Genomic DNA, 16260 nt, shown 5'->3' on the forward strand with positions numbered 1-16260 from the left:
AATCGACAGGAGTCGTTATGTTTTTGCAAAAATGGAGCCAACCACTGACCTTGGCGGCCTTGCTGGTCAGCAGCAACCTGTACGCCGCTTCCAATCCGGCGGTAGAAGCCAGAAATGGCATGGTCGTGACATCGCAACATCTGGCCTCACAGGTCGGCGTAGATATTCTCAAGATGGGTGGCAATGCGGTAGATGCCGCAGTGGCCGTGGGTTACGCACAGGCGGTGGTTAACCCTTGCTGTGGCAATATCGGCGGCGGCGGCTTTATGACCGTGCACTTGGCCGATGGCACCGACACCTTTATCAACTTCCGCGAAACTGCTCCGGCTGCGGCCAGTGCCGATATGTATCTGGATGCCAACGGCAAGGTAAAAAAAGACGCCAGCCTATACGGCTACCTGGCTTCTGGCGTGCCCGGTACGGTACTGGGGATGGAAACCGCACGCGAGAAATACGGGAAACTGAGCCGTGAGCAAGTGCTCGCACCGGCAATCAAGCTGGCGCGCGAAGGCTTTATCCTAACGCGGGCCGACACCGATATTCTCGACACCACCATCACACGTTTTAAGCAAGATCAGGAAGCAGCGAAAATCTTCCTGCGTAAAGATGGCTCACCGCTGCAACCGGGCGATTTATTAGTGCAAACCGACCTGTCCAATACGCTGGAAGCGATCGCCAAACAAGGCCCCTCTGCCTTCTATCTGGGCAAAATCCCACAGGCGGTGGAGGATGCTGCCAAAAAAGGCGGTGGGATCCTGACGGCGGCCGATTTTGCTAGCTATAAAGTCACCGAAAGCGCCCCTATCACTTGCAGCTACCGTGGCTATAAATTCGTTTCCGCACCACCGCCCAGCTCCGGCGGCGTGACACTGTGCGAAACGCTGAATATTGTTGAAGGTTACGATCTGAAAAGCATGGGCTTTAACTCAGCAGCGGCGATCCACACCATGACCGAAGCCATGCGCCATGCCTATATGGACCGCAATACCTACCTCGGCGATCCGGCGTTTATTAAAAACCCGGTTGATCGGTTGGTGAGCAAGAGCTACGCCGAGCAGATCCGCAAGCAGATTGTTGCCAATAAAGCGACGCCTTCTGAAAACGTGCAACCCGGTATGGAACCGCACGAAAAACCAGAAACCACCCATTATTCCATTGTCGATAGCCACGGGAACGCGGTTTCTACCACCTATACCGTCAATGGCCGTTTCGGTTCGGTGGTGATCGCACCGGGCACCGGTTTCTTCCTCAATGATGAAATGGACGATTTCACCGTCAAAGTGGGCGAGAAAAACCTTTACGGTTTGGTACAGGGCACAGCAAACGCCATCGCCCCCGGTAAGCGCCCACTATCCTCGATGAGCCCGACGCTGGTGACCAAAGACAATAAAATCTTTATGGTGCTCGGCTCACCGGGCGGTTCACGCATCATCACCATCACGCTGCAAACCGCGCTGAACGTCATCGACCACGGCATGGCACCGCAGGAAGCGGTAGATGCTCCACGTATTCACCATCAGTGGTTGCCGGATGAGGTGTATTACGAACAGCGTGGCGTGTCTGCCGATACGCTGAAAATTCTGAAGGAAATGGGCTACAAGATGGTCGAGCAAAACCCTTGGGGCGCCGCCGAACTGATTCTGGTGGGCTTACCGGGTGCCGCCGGTGTCACCCCGGCCAACTCCGGCAATGATTCCGCCGTTTCCGGCAAAGTACGCGAAGGTTACCTGTATGGTGCCAACGACGTGCGCCGTCCGGCAGGTTCAGCCGTGGGGTACTGATTCCCAGGCCTGATGTCTTGCCAGGCGGAAAAGTTCGCCTGGCATCCTGTAGGTGCCTTCCCTACAATGGCGTTCTGTTGATGCATTAAAGCAAGGATTAACGGTGTCGAAAGCAAAATCAAATGCGACCATTGTAGATATTGCTCGCCGAGCTAACGTGACTAATATCACTGTTTCCCGCGCTTTTAATAAGCCCGAATTGTTAAAGCCGGAAACGCTTGAAAAAATCCATGCTATCGCCAAAGAGCTTAATTATGTTCCCAATGCCTTTGCTCAGGGATTAAAAAAAAGCAGCAGCCAGATTATCGGTATTGTCACCAGCAGTTTGTATAACCCGTTTTATTCCAATTTAATTCAAACCGTATCGCGCATTGCCCGCCAGCAGGGCTATCAGATTATGCTGTTTGATACCGACGGCAGTGAAGCGGCAGAGATGCAGGCGATTCAGGCGCTGTTTGGTTATAAAGCACGCGGCATTTTATTATCCGCCGTACGCGATGATAAAAACTATCAACCGGCCTATCTGAACCAGGCTGAGCGCTATCACACCCCACTGATTCTTATAGATCGAGATATTTATAATCAGCAACTGAGCGGCGTATTTCTTAATAACCTGGAGATCGGTAAACTTTCCGGTAAATATCTTGCCGAACAGCCAGACAGTAAAATCCTTATTCTCGGCGGCCCCGCAGATTCAGAAATCACTCTGATGCGTACTCAGGGGATTATCGATGCCTTGGCAAATAGAAATAGTGAAATCACTATCATCAACGGCGATTATGATTTTATTTCACAGGCAGCACAGGTTAAAGAATACCTTGCTGATGCGCAAAACCAGCCGCACTATATTGTCGGCCTGAATGGCATTATCACGCTTGGTGCGATTTCACTCTGCCACCAGCTAAATATTTACGATCGGATAAAATTCTTTTCCATCGATGAGCCGCCCAAGGCCTGTGATTACGGCTTACAGATCGCCGGGGTCTATCATGATACGCAGATGCTAGGGGAAATCGCCGCAGAACTGCTGTTCAATGCCATCAAAGATACCCCTAACGACCAACCTTTAAGACGTGAGTTTTTCACCGGGAAATTACTGGTTCAATAAAGCTCAGGTTGCCGTGGTTGACGACAACCTGAGTGATTTCTACTGCCCGTAGTAGGCATTTTTACCGTGTTTACGCAGAAAATGCTTATCCAGCAACACCGGCTGCATCGGTGAGATCGCCGGTGCCAACTGCCGCGTAGCCATCGCCATCGCCGCCACTTCCTCCATGACTACCGCATTGTGCACCGCATCGGCCGCCGTTTTGCCCCAGGCGAACGGGCCATGAGAATAGACCAGCACGCCGGGCACCTGCTGCGGATCGCGATCGCTCAGCTGAAAAGTTTCAACGATCACGTTGCCGGTTTCCCGCTCGTAATCACCGGCAATTTCTGCCTCACTCATTGGCCGCGTGCAGGGAATATCGCCATAAAAATAGTCGGCATGGGTGGTGCCCAACGCCGGGATCGGCTGCCCGGCCTGCGCCCAGATGGTGGCATTGCGGCTATGGGTATGCACAACGCCGCCGATGTGCGGGAATGCGCGATACAGCGCCAGATGGGTATCGGTATCGGAAGAGGGTTTGCGCTGCCCTTCGCGCACCACGCCGTCCAAATCCACCACCACCAAATCATCCAGCGTCATTTCGTCGTAGGCGATCCCGGAAGGTTTGATCACTACCAGACCCTGCTGGCGGTCGATCGCCGACACATTCCCCCAGGTAAAGGTCACCAAACCGTAGCCGGGCAGGCTGAGATTGGCCGCCAACACCTGCTGTTTCAGTTCGCTTAACATGCCATATCCCCTTTTTGCCTCTGTTGCTCAATCCAGCGTTTGGCCTGAGCGATGTGTTGCTTATCTTCACCATCGTTACGCGCCCACATCTCCAGCAGGAACGGGCCCTGATAGTTCAAGCGCTTTAACACGGCAAAGGTATGGGCAAAATCGACGCAGCCGCTGCCAAAAGGCACATCGCGAAACTGCCCCGCAGCGCCAGGTGCCACCGCTAAGGTGTCTTTCAAATGGATAGCGGTGATCTTATCGATGCCCTGTTCCAGCTCAAAGGCCACATCATTGCCCCAGGCGCTCAGGTTGCCGATGTCGGGATAGACGGTGAACCACGGGCTGGCAATCTGCCGCGAGAATTCGCGCCACTTGCTGATGCTGTTGATAAAGGGGGTATCCATGATCTCCACCGAGAGCATCACCTGAGCCTTGGCCGCCAGCGCAACCGCCCACTGCATACCTTCGATAAAACGCTGACGCGTGTGGCGATCCGAACTTTCGTAATAGACATCATAGCCCGCCAGTTGAATATTTCGGATGCCGACGTCCACCGCAAAGTCCAGCGCCTTCTCCATCAACACCCGCGCCTGCTGGCGGGTGGCTGCATCGGCGCTGCCAAAAGGGTAACGCCGATGTGCCGACAGGCACATACTGGGCAAGGCGATGCCGCTGTCAAAGCGGGCGTTAATCAGCGCTAAACGCTGTTGACGATCCCAGTCCAAACGCTGCTGGCGTTCGGGCTGCTCATCAATGGAGATCTCCATAAACTGAAAGCCCAACTCACTGGCAATATCCAGCCGTTGCGCCCAATCAAGCTGTGCTGGCAAGGCTTTTTCGTACAGCCCCAGGCACAGAGTATTAGTGGTTTGCATTCTTGACCTCATTTAATGCCTGGGCGATCGCCAGATAGCCCGCAAAGCGATCGCGTAAACGCCGGTTGGCAGCCGCATCGGGGAAATAGGTGTGTAATTCAGGCTGAACCACCTGCACCGCTTCGGTAAAGCTGGCGTATTCGCCCGCGCCCACGGCGGCACAGAGTGCGGCAGCGCGGCAGCCGCTTTGCTGGATATCCACCACCTCCAGCGGCAAATTGCCCGCGTTGGCAAACATCTGCATCCAGATGGCCGACTGCGTCGGGCCACCGGTCATGCGGATCCGTTCCACCCGTGGGTTCAGCGCCACCATGCGATCTTGATGAATCAGATGCGAGAACACGATGCCCTGATAAATCGCATGAACAATATCGGCCATATCATGGTGGCCCCCCAGGCCGATCAGCCCGCCGGGCAGGTTGCTGCCGAGGTTGGAACCATACAGGTAGGGTAAAAACACAATATCGCTGGGCTGCTGGCTGCGCTCAGCCACCCAACGGTTGAATTGCGCGTAGCGCTGATGGTCGTTGTCACAAAACTGGCGTAAGAACCAGGCCAGATTGCCCGCTGACGTTGGGCTACCTTCGTGCACAAAATAGCGGTCCGCCATGCAGTAACGCCCCCAGGCAAAAGGGTGCGTAGAGGGGAGCACACTTTCGGTCACGCAGGTGGCTATCGACCAGGTGCCCGCCACCGTGCTCAGAATGCGATCGTCCAGCACCCCGGAACAGAGCGCGGCGCCCACCACATCAAATAAACCGCCATACACCGCCGTTCCGGCAGACAATCCGCACTGCGCAGCGGCGCTGGCGGTGATCTGCCCGGCCAGTTCGGCCGATCCCAACAGCGGCGCGGTTTTATCCACCACCTCCTCAATGCCAAAGGCCGCCATCAGTTGCGGATCGTAGTCCGCAACCTTCTGATTAAACAGGTTGCTGCCGGAGATATTGGTCACCTCCGCTGCCACCTCGCCGGTCAGGCGAAAGCGCAGATAGTCGTGCGCCATCAGCACGGCATCAATTGCGTCGTACTGCGCAGGTTCATGCTGCTTCAGCCAGCGCAATAACACCGCCGGATGGCTGCTCCAGATGGGCTGCAAGCTGCGGGGATAGGTAATCTCTTCAACCCCTTGCCGCTGTAAGTCGGCGGCCATCGCAGCAGCGCGGGTATCTGATGAAACGATACCGTTGCGTACCGGCTTGCCGCGCGCATCAATCGCATACAGCCCTTTGCCGTGCGATGAAAAACTGACGCCGTGCACCCGATCACCGCTGACCGCCGCCTTGTGCAGCACCTGACGGATGGTCGAGCAAAGATCCTGCCATAACGCCTCCATCTCGCGCTCGCTGAAACCCGGTTGCTGGGATAAGGCTTCACCATCACATTGCGCAACGGCAATTTCCTCACCGTTAGCGCGATATAGCCCCGCCTTGATCACCGTGCCACCAATATCAACGCCTAGAAAATATCTCATCGCTGTGCCCCTGCCGTTATTTACGGCGACTAGAACTGAGGTAAATGGCCGCGAGAATAATGCCGCCCTTAACCACGTTCTGAATGTAGGGTGAGACGCTCATCAGATTGAGGCCATTGTTCAGTACGCCAAGCATCATCGCGCCGACCAGGGTGCCGATAATCGCGCCACGTCCACCGGAGATCGCCGCACCGCCCAGCACCACGGCGGCGATGGCATCCAGCTCAAAGCCGTCACCGGCGTTCGGTTGCCCACTCATCAGGCGTGAGGTCAAGACCAACCCCGCCAGCGCCGCAGTAACCCCGCTGACCACGTACACCAGCACCTTATAGCGAGATACGCGAATACCACTCAGGCGCGCGGCCTCTTCGTTGCCACCAATGGCGTAAACATAGCGGCCGAACGGCAGATGATTCAGCATCAGCCACGCCAGGACATAAACGCCAGCCATGATCAGGATCGGCACCTGAATGCCCAACAACGAGCCGCGTCCGAAGAAGGAGAACATCTCTGGCAGGCCGGAAATCGGATACCCCCCGGTGTACAGCAGCGCCAGACCGCGGGCGATGCCCATCGATGCCAGCGTCACGATGATCGGCGGCATCCGCAGATAAGCGATACAGGCACCGTTGGCCAAACCGAACAGAGCGCCAATCAGCAATGCGGCGACCATCGCCAGCGGAATGGGGATCCCACCGAGCATCAGCCCGGCGGCAATCGAGCCAGACAGCGCCATCACCGGCCCGACTGAGAGATCGATCCCCCCGGTCAGGATCGCGCAGGTCATCCCCACCGCGATAATGGCGTTAATTGATACCTGCCGCGCTACGTTGGTCAGGTTATTGACCGTGAGAAAGCTGTCATTAAACAGGCTCATCAATAAGAACAGGATGACAAAGCCGATAAATGGCAACACGGCAGGGTGGTGCAGCCATTTATCCCAGCGCTTGCCGAGGCTCTGCTTTGGGGCATAGCGGGTAGGTTGAGACTGTTCAATTCCGATCATAATGCACTCCCGGTCGCGTGTAGCATGATGTTGTGAGACTCGATTTCATCACCGCTCAATTCGGCAACGATGTGGCCAGCGCGAAATACCAGAACGCGATCGCAAACCCCGATAATTTCCGGTAATTCTGATGAAATCATGATGATAGAAATGCCTTCCTGCGTGAGCTGTTGCATCATCTGATAAATTTCAGACTTCGCACCAACGTCAATCCCGCGTGTCGGCTCATCAAAGATAAGAATGTTGCAGTCATTGTTCAGCCAGCGGGCAATGACCACTTTCTGTTGATTACCGCCGCTCAGGGTGTTGACCGCCGTATCCGGATCCGGCGTTTTCACCCCAACCTCCAGGATCAGACGGCGCACGTTGGCGTTGTCCTTGCGGCTATTGACAAAAATCTTGCCGAAGCGCTCGTGGCGATTAAGCGTGATGTTCTGGGCTACGGAAAACGGCAATACCAACCCTTCGGTTTTGCGGCTTTCCGGCAGCAGACCGATACCTTGCTTCAGCGCCTCTGCCGGGTTACGCAGCGTTACGGGTTGCCCGCTGAGACTGACCCGTTTGCGATAGCAAGCACTTGCACCAATCAGTGCAGATACTGTTTCTGTACGGCCAGAGCCCACCAATCCGGCAAAACCCAGGATCTCCCCTTTGAACAGATGGAAATTATCTTCCTGCTGCTGTTTGCTGCGTTGGATGCTGGCTTCCAGCAGGCGTATCGATGTGTCTACCGCGTGCAGCTTCGGCGGAAAAGCGTTCTCGATTTTGCGCCCGACCATCAGCTTCACCAGTTCATCCACGTTGGTATCCGCCGTGGGCAACGTCTGTACATAAGTGCCATCGCGCAGCACGGTAATCTGGTCGCAGACGGTGAAGATTTCGTCCAGATGATGGGAGATAAACACCATGCCGACGCCAAGCAATTTCAGATCGTTCATCACGCTGAACAGGTGCTCGGCTTCGCCTGGGGTTAACGTAGCCGTGGGTTCATCCAACACCAGAACGCGCGCATCCAGCGACAGGGCTTTGGCGATCTCGACAAACTGCTGCTGAGCAACGCTGAGTTGTTCAACCGGGCAATCGAGAACGATATTCACCGCCAGGCGTTTGAATATCGACTCGGCCTTTCTACGCATGGCTTTTCGGTCTAATAATCCCCAGTGGTTTTTGATTTCCCGATTGAGGAATATATTGTCGATGGCGTTCATATAAGGAATTAACGAAAACTCCTGAAATATAATCCCTACACCGGCATCAATAGCCTGACGGTAATTATCGAAGTGCTGCTGGTTACCTTCGATAATTATTTCGCCAGAGTCCGGTTGGTGAATACCGCACATGATTTTAACCAGCGTAGATTTACCGGCACCATTCTCCCCCAGCAAGGCATGTATCTGGCCGGGTTGAATAGTGAGATCAATACCGTCCAGCGCTTTCACACCCGGAAAGGATTTCTTTATCTGCTTTAATTCTAATAGTGCCGTCACGATAAACTCCTCCGACTTTATCGCTCCACCACTGGGCAGAGCGATAATAAGCGCTTACCAGCTAAAACCGGCCGCGTTGCTGCTGTCGATCAGCTTCACTTTCACCGGAATGGTCTTCGGTACGTTGGCTCCCCAGTGACGCGCCAGCGCAATTCCCAGGGCGATACGCATCTGATCGCGCGGGAACTGGGCGGAGGTAGCAATAAACGGTGAGTTCGGCTTCAGGATCTCTTTAATCGCTTCTGGGTGACCATCAACGCTCACCAGTTTGACCTTGGCACCGTTGCTTTCAATCGCCGCTAAGGCTCCCAAGGCACCTACGTCGTTAACGCTGAAAATACCGGCCAGATCGGGCGTTGATTGCAACATGTTTTCGGTCACCGTCAGTGCGGTATCACGCTCTTGCTTGCCGTTTTGCTTGGTGACGATCTTCATCTCCGGGTGCTTTTTAATGGCATCCTCAAAGCCGCGCACGCGTTCAAGAATCGGCACCACCGGGATGCCATCCAGGATCGCCACTTTGCCCTTGTTACCCAGTGATTTCGCCAGGTATTCACCGGCCTGGAAACCGGCATCATAGTTTTCTGAACCAACGAAGGAATCCAGCGGGCCTTCGGCCTGGGCATCGATCGCCACCACCACCGCCCCGGCTTTATGGGCCGCAATCACCGCCGACTGCACGCCAACCGAATCCGTCGGGTTAATCAGCAAAATATCCACTTTCTTTTGCAGCATGTCTTCAACGTCATTAATCTGCTTGGATACATCGTGACGGGCATCGGCAATATACACCTTGGCACCAATATCATTGGCCGCCTGTTCTAATGCCTGCTTCATTGAGACGAAATATTCGTTATTCATCTCCTGAAAGGAAACACCAATGGTAACTTGCTTGGCAATTACTGATTGGCTGGCAATCAGCATGCCGCCTGCCAGAATAACCGGCAGCGTTTTTTTGATAAAAGAAAACATATTTTATTCTCCTGTAGGGTGAGTCATTATTATCAGAACAACAATATGAATTAACCTGTTTAACAGCAATAGCATCCCATGCTTGGTAAAAAGCATTTAAATCGTCGTTTAAAATCTAGAATTAAGGAACCAAAATAACCTTAATAGAATCCGTTGAGTCGGCGATTGCAAAAGCCTGATCCCAATCGTTTAATGAATAACTGTGGGTGACCACGCCTCTGGAAGTGACCAGACCACGTTCAAATAGATCGATGGCGATTTCATAGCTGTAAGGTGCCAAATGCGCACCGCGGATATCCAATTCTTTGCGATCGCCAATAATTGACCAGTCGACGGTGGTTTCTTTGCCAAATACGCTGAACTCAACAAAGCGCCCCAGCTTGCGGATCATTTGCAGGCCCTGCGTCACCCCGATAGGAGCCCCGGTCGCTTCGATATAAACATCACAACCATAGCCATCAGTTAAGTCTTTGACGATTTTATCGGCATCTTCTTTCAGCGGGTTGATCACCACATCGGCACCAAATTCTTTGGCAAGCTCCAGGCGCTCATCAATGGCATCGATCACAATCAGCTTTTTCGGCGTTTTCAGCCGCGCAACCTGCACCATGCATAACCCCAGCGGCCCGGCACCGGCCAGCACCACCACGTCATCCAGTTGAATATCACCGCGCGCAACGGTGTGGATGGCGCAGGCCATCGGTTCGATCAGCACCGCATCTTCGTGGCTGAGGCTTTCCGGGATCTTATGCACGATAGCGTTTTCCGAAAAGCGCATATATTCCGCCATCCCGCCTTCGGCGACATCTTTCTGAAAGCCGTAAATATTGTGCGTTTCACACATCCAATAGCTGCCGGACTTGCAGTAACGGCATTCCCAGCAAGGCACGATCTGCTCGGCGATCACCCGCTCACCAATCCGGTACTTTTTCTCAGTACCCTCGCCCATGGCGACGATGCGGCCATAAAACTCGTGGCCCGGCACCACCGGCGGTTTTACCCAAGGCGTTTCGCCCCAGAACATTTGAGCACCGTTTTTACATTTACAGTCCCCGGCACAGATCCCACAGCCTTCAACTTTGATCACCAACTCCTTGGCTTTTGGCAACGGTGTCGGCACCTGTTCAAAACGGTAGTCTTGTGGACCATGGCAAACCACCGCTCGCATCTTCTCTGGTAACTGGTTCATTTCACTCTCCATTATCAATTTTATCAGGCTAAAAACCAAAATGTTGACGTTGTCATTTTTAGTTTTAAAAAAATCAATATGACTGTTAATTTATATATTTCATCACATTAGACATATAGCACCCATGAAAACCATAAATGACAACGTAAACATTAATCATCATATAACCAAAGCTTAGAAAACAAATGTTTGAACGGAGTCACAGTTCATTAACATCTAGTCTAAAAGTGCTACAGATTTCCGATCGTGATCACATTAGCAGAGGGTAGGCATTGAAGAATAAGGTGGGGAATGAACTGAGCGTTGCAGTCAATCGCAACGCTCAGCTTGTTGGAGAGAGTGGCTAAAGATTCAGCGGTTAAGCCGCCAAAGCGAAGCAGATTCAGCACCTAGCCGTAATTGCAGCCCTGTGTCTGCTGCGCTGAGTTCGCTTTCCCCTTCTAACCGTTGCCATTGCCCTTTAGCCAACAACGGGCTGTATGGCAATACTGCTTCGCTGCTGCCGCTGCGTTGCAGCGCCACCAGTACCTGCTCTTGCTGGTAAGTACGTACAAACACCAGCGTTTCTCCTGCGGCATACAGCACCTGGCAACCGCCGCGCCGCAGCGCTTTACTCTGCTTACGCAGCGCAATCAGGCGTTGGAACAGATTTAACAGTTGGTGATCCCACTGACTTTCATCCCACGGAAAGGTTTTGCGGCAGAACGGATCGTTGCCGCCGTCCAAACCAATTTCGTCGCCATAATACAGGCAGGGCACCCCAATCCAGCTCATCAGCCACACCGCCGCCATCTGCATACGCTGGGTGTTATTTTCCAGCATTGTCAAAAAGCGAGCGGTGTCGTGGCTGTCCAGTTGGTTAAACTGAATAAGCTGACGATGGTGCGGCAACCCGGCACGATAGCCATCCATCCACTCTGCGCAAACGGCCGCATCAATCTGTACCGGATGATAGGCTACGTCCTGGCCCGCCAGAAACGCCCGCACCGGTAAGGCAAAGCCCACATAGTTCATGGCTGCGTCTTCGACTCCGGCATGCAGCCAACGGCGGGCATCGCCAAAATGCTCGCCCAAAACATAGGCTTCCGGGTTCTCCTGCTTGACCGCCTGATAAATCCCAGCCAAATGGTGCAAATTACCCTCTGCTCCGCCGTTCTCCCCCAGCATATGCACCACATCCAGCCGCCAACCGTCGATACTGTAAGGCGGCCGCATCCAATGGCGCACCACGCTGCTGTCGGCGCGATAAATAACATCCACCACCTGTGGTTCAGCAAAATTGAGCTTGGGCAGATTGGTATGGCCCTTCCAGGTTAGCGCCTCGCCATCCGGGTAAAAATTAAACCAGCCGCGATAAGGGGAATCTGGGTTATGGCAAGCGCCCTGCTCGGCCTGCTGATAGCGATCAAACCACGGGTGTGAATCGCCGGTATGGTTGAAAACCCCATCCAGCAGCATTTTCATGCCCACCTTGTGAGTGCTTACTCGCAAGCGCTGTAGCGCTTCATTGCCGCCAAAGTACGGATCGACCTGATAATAATCATCCGTGTCGTATTTATGCACGCTCGGTGAGGTGAAGATCGGGTTGATATACAACGCCGTTACGCCAAGCTGTTGCAGGTACGGCAGTTTCTCGCTGATGCCATCCAGATCGCCGCCGTAGAAAGTCGACGCCGCGTGTTTCTCTTCCAGCGGATGTTGCCAATCGCGGCGCACCACATTGCAACCCGCCGCATGATGGCGATAGCTGCCGCTTTTAATACCATGCGCGGCACCGCTGCTGGCAAAACGATCGGGGAATATCTGGTAAAACACCTGATCGGCCACCCACATCGGGCTATGATTCGGCTCATCGATCGCAAACTGTGCCAGTTGCCCCGGCGGGATCAACGACCAACCCTGCGGGCCAAACCACTGCTGGCGATCGGCCCACAGCAGCTTAAAACAGTAGCGCCGGGTGGCCTCGCCTTCATTGAGCGCCAAGCTGGCATGATAGCGCCACAGGCCTTCCGAGGCCTGCGCCTTCATTTTCAGCAGCCATTCCTCATTGTCCGACTCGGTGCGTAAGAGGATCTGCTCGGGCAGATCATCACCCTGCAACCAAAGTGTGATCTCCAGACGTTGCCCTTTCTTCACCACGAAGGGGGGAACGGGTTGATGCCAGGCGTTAAGCATTAAGGTTCTCCTGATGTAATAGACGGCACTATTTAATGCCCCGAACAATGCCACGTCGAGTGCCATTTCCCCTCCTCTCTGTTCGACAAACTCAGGGATGAGTTGAGGGGTGGAGATGCGGATTCCAGGGTAAAATCACCCTGTTGCCTTTTAGCTAAGGCGCTTTTGATATGGAGAGTTTTTTTGAGCAAATCTGGAAGGGAGAGTTATCTAACCATACCGGCCCTGCGGGTCAGGGCCGGTATTTTTCACATCAATCTTGCTGTGTTGCCAATCCTGCCTGCTTCTTCTGGCGGTTCACTTTGATGTAGTAACCCAGCAGCAGTAGCACGACCCACACCAACCCGGCATACAAAGAAACGCGGGTGGTTGGGAAGTAGCCGATCAGACCAATGATGAACACCAGGAAGATGATGGCAATCACCGACGTAAACACGCCGCCACGCAGCGGGAAGTCCAACTTCTTCACCTGGTCTTTGCTCAGGCTGCGGCGGAAAGCGATCTGCGAGATCAGGATCATAATCCACACCCACACGGTAGCAAAGGTCGCCAGTGAGGCAATCACCAGGAATACGTCCTTCGGCATCACATAGTTGAGGTATACGGCAATCAGCAGCGCCGCCATCATCACCACTACCGTCACCCAAGGAATACCGTGTTTGGAGATTTTACTGAATACCTTCGGTGCATGGCCCTGCTCTGCCAAGCCGTGCATCATACGGCCAACGCCGAACACATTGCTGTTGATCGCCGACAGTGACGCGGTGATCACCACAAAGTTAAGGATACCTGCCGCCATGGTGATCCCCATGTGCTGGAAGGTGAGAACAAACGGGCTGCCGCTGGTGCCAACCTGGTTCCACGGGTAGATAGACATGATGACAAACAGCGTCCCCACGTAGAACACCAGAATGCGCCATGGCACCGAGTTGATCGCCTTCGGGATCGACACTTTCGGATCTTTGGCCTCTCCGGCAGTAATACCGATAATCTCGATGCCACCATAGGCAAACATCACCAGTTGCAGCGACAGCAGCATGCCGATAAAGCCGTTGCTGAAGAAGCCGCCGTTGGTCCACAGATTGCTAATACCGGTCGCTTGGCCGCCGTTGCCAATGCCCCAGATAATGATACCGACACCGGCTGCGATCATGACGATAATGGTGGCTACTTTGAAGAAGGAGAACCAGAACTCCAGTTCACCAAACACCTTCACGCTCATCAGGTTAATCGCACCGATGATCAGCACAATGCTCAATACCCAGATCCAGTGCTGCACCTCGGGGAACCAGACGCCCATATAGATGCCGAACGCCGTCACGTCGGCAATCGCCACGATCAGGATTTCAAAGCAGTAGGTCCAACCGGTAATGTAACCGGCCATCGGGCCAAGGTAATCCTGGGCATAGCGCGAGAACGAACCGGCCTGCGGGTTGTTGACCGACATTTCGCCCAGTGCGCGCATGATGATAAAAGCGATGATACCGCCGATCAGGTAAGCCAGCAGAACGCTGGGGCCCGCCATGCGGATGGCTTCAGCAGAACCGTAGAATAAACCGGTACCGATAGCGGAACCGAGAGCCATAAAGCGAATGTGGCGCGTACTGAGGCCACGCTTCAGCTTATTGGGTGCTGCGGTGGATGATTGTTGTTGCATGGAAATGACCTGTCCCTTTAAACGAACAAAAGCCACGGACAAGTCCGTGGCCCAAAGTTAAGACCGCAGGTTTATGAGTGCACAGTCACTTCGCGGCTGCGTGCAAAAACCCGATCATAAATTGCGACCAGCGCCAACATCAGCAGCGAAGGTGGCAACCATGCCAAACCCTGCACCGCCAGCGGCAGATTATCGGTCCATGCTGGCATCAGATGCTGGAAGCTGGACGCTTTCACGGCGTCAAGAATACCAAACAACAGGCTGACTAACATCACCGGCGCAACAATTCGTGAACTACTGTTCCACCAACGCAGGGTGAAGCTCAGCACCACCAGCACGATGCAAGGGGGATAAATTGCGGTCAGCACCGGGATCGAGATCTTAATCAGATGGCTCAGACCAAGGTTGGAAACCAACATTGAGAACAGGCCCAGAATAAACACCAGCGTCTTGTAAGAGAACGGCAGGTACTGCTCAAAGAACTCGGCGCAGGCACAGGTCAGGCCCACCGCCGTTACCATGCAGGCGATAAAGATCAGCGCCGCCAGGAAGAAACTCCCCAAACCGCCAAAGGTATTCTGCACGTAAGCATGCAGGATCACCGCGCCGTTGGTGGCATCAGGCGTCAACACGCCGCTGCCGGAACCCAGTTTGAACAGGCTCAGATACACCAGCGTCAGGCCGATACCGGCGATCAACCCCGCCAGAATAGTATAACGGGTCAGCAGACCGGCATCTTTCACCCCACGCGAACGTGCAGCATTGACGATCACGATGCCGAACACCATCGCCCCGAGCGTATCCATGGTCAGGTAACCATTCACAAAACCGGAGGAGAAAGGCACGCTCTGGTAAGCCTCTACCGCCGGAATCGGTGCACCGGCAGGCCACACCAGTGCGGCAATGCCCAGAACGGCCAGCGCCACGATCTTCAGCGGAGCCAGAATATGGCCCACGGTATCGAGCAAGCGGCCCGGATACAGCGAGATACCGATCACCAACGTAAAATAAACCAGGCTATAGATGAACAGCGGCAGTGGGCCGTCACCGGTCAACGGGGCGATCCCCACTTCAAAGGAAACGGTAGCGGTACGCGGGGTGGCAAACAGCGGGCCGACGGCCAGATAGCACACCGTCGCCAGCAGCAAACCTGCGCTGCGGCCAATCGGCGTGCTCAGTGCATCAACACCACCACCCACGCGCGCCAGCGCGATCACCGTTATCACCGGTAAACCCACGGCGGTGATCAGAAAACCGAGTGCCGCAGTCCAGACGTGCTCGCCGGACTGCAAACCCACCATCGGCGGGAAGATAATGTTCCCGGCACCGACGAACAAGGCGAAGGTCATAAACCCCAACGCCAGAATATCTTTTGATGTTAAACGCTGACTCATAGGATGTTGTGTTGCCTGTAAAAATGAATAAATTTCCGCCAGTGTGGTGGCAAAATGCCTAAATAGGTTGCTGGTCTGCCATTGCATCCTGAGACAAAAAAGCACAAAAAACGCACAATAACCGGCGCTTCGTCCTTGCTCGAAAGATGACCACTCATGATGATGGGCAGAATTTTAGAAGTTATATCCCCGACAGATTTCAAGCTGTAGCCAACGGCAACGGGCTTGAAAGACCAAAGGGTGAATGGAGGTTTAGTCCAGCAACGGGGGCTAAGTTAAACGTTTATAGCGCCAAAAGACAAGATGCAGTGAAGAAAGCAGAGCGATCGTCCAGATAATATTTTGCAGCCAGTCGATCATAGGGGTTATCAATAAATATACACTACATGATTTGTATTATCTTTGAGCGGCAAACTCACAGA

General features: G+C 54.0%; 12 protein-coding genes. 2 read left to right on the forward strand and 10 right to left on the reverse strand.

The window, feature by feature from the left end; genetic code table 11:
* Window positions 1–17: 17 nt before the first annotated feature.
* Together ggt and ACX1CU_RS18315 are read left to right on the forward strand one after the other, a co-directional pair.
* On the forward strand, window positions 18–1781 hold the full coding sequence (gene ggt / locus ACX1CU_RS18310) for a gamma-glutamyltransferase (RefSeq protein ID WP_459399663.1): 1764 nt from the start codon (window positions 18–20) through the stop codon (window positions 1779–1781).
* 103 nt (window positions 1782–1884) lie between these two features.
* Window positions 1885–2889: a LacI family DNA-binding transcriptional regulator gene (locus ACX1CU_RS18315; protein ID WP_459399664.1), complete on the forward strand. Its 1005-nt coding sequence runs from the start codon at window positions 1885–1887 to the stop codon at window positions 2887–2889.
* Between the two features lie 39 nt (window positions 2890–2928).
* On the opposite strand, the gene araD is transcribed toward ACX1CU_RS18315, so the two are convergent.
* The 10 genes from araD to brnQ all read right to left on the reverse strand — a co-directional run bounded on the left by araD (window position 2929) and on the right by brnQ (window position 15838).
* Window positions 2929–3621: an L-ribulose-5-phosphate 4-epimerase gene (gene araD, locus ACX1CU_RS18320; RefSeq protein ID WP_459399665.1), complete on the reverse strand. Its 693-nt coding sequence runs from the start codon at window positions 3619–3621 to the stop codon at window positions 2929–2931.
* Complete coding sequence (locus ACX1CU_RS18325; RefSeq protein ID WP_459399666.1) at window positions 3615–4484, reverse strand: L-ribulose-5-phosphate 3-epimerase; 870 nt, start codon at window positions 4482–4484, stop codon at window positions 3615–3617. The genes araD and ACX1CU_RS18325 overlap by 7 nt, the downstream gene beginning before the upstream one ends.
* Window positions 4471–5958 (reverse strand): FGGY-family carbohydrate kinase, encoded by a 1488-nt coding sequence (locus ACX1CU_RS18330; RefSeq protein ID WP_459399667.1) that lies wholly within the window; start codon window positions 5956–5958, stop codon window positions 4471–4473. Before ACX1CU_RS18330 ends, ACX1CU_RS18325 begins: the two co-directional genes overlap by 14 nt.
* A 16-nt stretch (window positions 5959–5974) precedes the next feature.
* On the reverse strand, window positions 5975–6964 hold the full coding sequence (locus ACX1CU_RS18335; protein WP_459399668.1) for an ABC transporter permease: 990 nt from the start codon (window positions 6962–6964) through the stop codon (window positions 5975–5977).
* Window positions 6961–8451 carry a sugar ABC transporter ATP-binding protein gene (locus tag ACX1CU_RS18340; protein WP_459399669.1) on the reverse strand — a complete coding sequence of 497 codons (1491 nt, stop codon included), beginning with the start codon at window positions 8449–8451 and terminating at the stop codon, window positions 6961–6963. The genes ACX1CU_RS18335 and ACX1CU_RS18340 overlap by 4 nt, the downstream gene beginning before the upstream one ends.
* A gap of 54 nt (window positions 8452–8505) precedes the next feature.
* Window positions 8506–9423 carry an ABC transporter substrate-binding protein gene (locus ACX1CU_RS18345; protein WP_459399670.1) on the reverse strand — a complete coding sequence of 306 codons (918 nt, stop codon included), beginning with the start codon at window positions 9421–9423 and terminating at the stop codon, window positions 8506–8508.
* 121 nt (window positions 9424–9544) lie between these two features.
* Window positions 9545–10612: a zinc-binding dehydrogenase gene (locus ACX1CU_RS18350; RefSeq protein ID WP_459399671.1), complete on the reverse strand. Its 1068-nt coding sequence runs from the start codon at window positions 10610–10612 to the stop codon at window positions 9545–9547.
* Window positions 10613–10963: 351 nt separating this feature from the next.
* The gene (gene malZ / locus ACX1CU_RS18355) at window positions 10964–12787 is read right to left on the reverse strand and encodes a maltodextrin glucosidase (RefSeq protein ID WP_459402855.1); all 1824 of its coding nucleotides are present in this window, start codon (window positions 12785–12787) and stop codon (window positions 10964–10966) included.
* Between the two features lie 253 nt (window positions 12788–13040).
* Window positions 13041–14444 (reverse strand): proline-specific permease ProY, encoded by a 1404-nt coding sequence (gene proY, locus ACX1CU_RS18360; RefSeq protein WP_459399672.1) that lies wholly within the window; start codon window positions 14442–14444, stop codon window positions 13041–13043.
* Between the two features lie 71 nt (window positions 14445–14515).
* Window positions 14516–15838, reverse strand: a complete 1323-nt coding sequence (gene brnQ, locus ACX1CU_RS18365; RefSeq protein WP_459399673.1) for a branched-chain amino acid transport system II carrier protein — start codon at window positions 15836–15838, stop codon at window positions 14516–14518.
* Window positions 15839–16260: the final 422 nt, after the last annotated feature.

The organism is Serratia sp. D1N4 (genome assembly GCF_054552755.1).

Coding starts and splice junctions, on each gene's coding strand:
- malZ (WP_459402855.1), bottom strand. CDS start 12,787: ATGCTTAACGCCTGGCATCAACCCGTTCCCCCCTTCGTGGTGAAGAAA.
- ACX1CU_RS18350 (WP_459399671.1), bottom strand. CDS start 10,612: ATGAACCAGTTACCAGAGAAGATGCGAGCGGTGGTTTGCCATGGTCCA.
- brnQ (WP_459399673.1), bottom strand. CDS start 15,838: ATGAGTCAGCGTTTAACATCAAAAGATATTCTGGCGTTGGGGTTTATG.
- ACX1CU_RS18335 (WP_459399668.1), bottom strand. CDS start 6,964: ATGATCGGAATTGAACAGTCTCAACCTACCCGCTATGCCCCAAAGCAG.
- araD (WP_459399665.1), bottom strand. CDS start 3,621: ATGTTAAGCGAACTGAAACAGCAGGTGTTGGCGGCCAATCTCAGCCTG.
- ggt (WP_459399663.1), top strand. CDS start 18: ATGTTTTTGCAAAAATGGAGCCAACCACTGACCTTGGCGGCCTTGCTG.
- ACX1CU_RS18330 (WP_459399667.1), bottom strand. CDS start 5,958: ATGAGATATTTTCTAGGCGTTGATATTGGTGGCACGGTGATCAAGGCG.
- ACX1CU_RS18345 (WP_459399670.1), bottom strand. CDS start 9,423: ATGTTTTCTTTTATCAAAAAAACGCTGCCGGTTATTCTGGCAGGCGGC.
- ACX1CU_RS18325 (WP_459399666.1), bottom strand. CDS start 4,484: ATGCAAACCACTAATACTCTGTGCCTGGGGCTGTACGAAAAAGCCTTG.
- proY (WP_459399672.1), bottom strand. CDS start 14,444: ATGCAACAACAATCATCCACCGCAGCACCCAATAAGCTGAAGCGTGGC.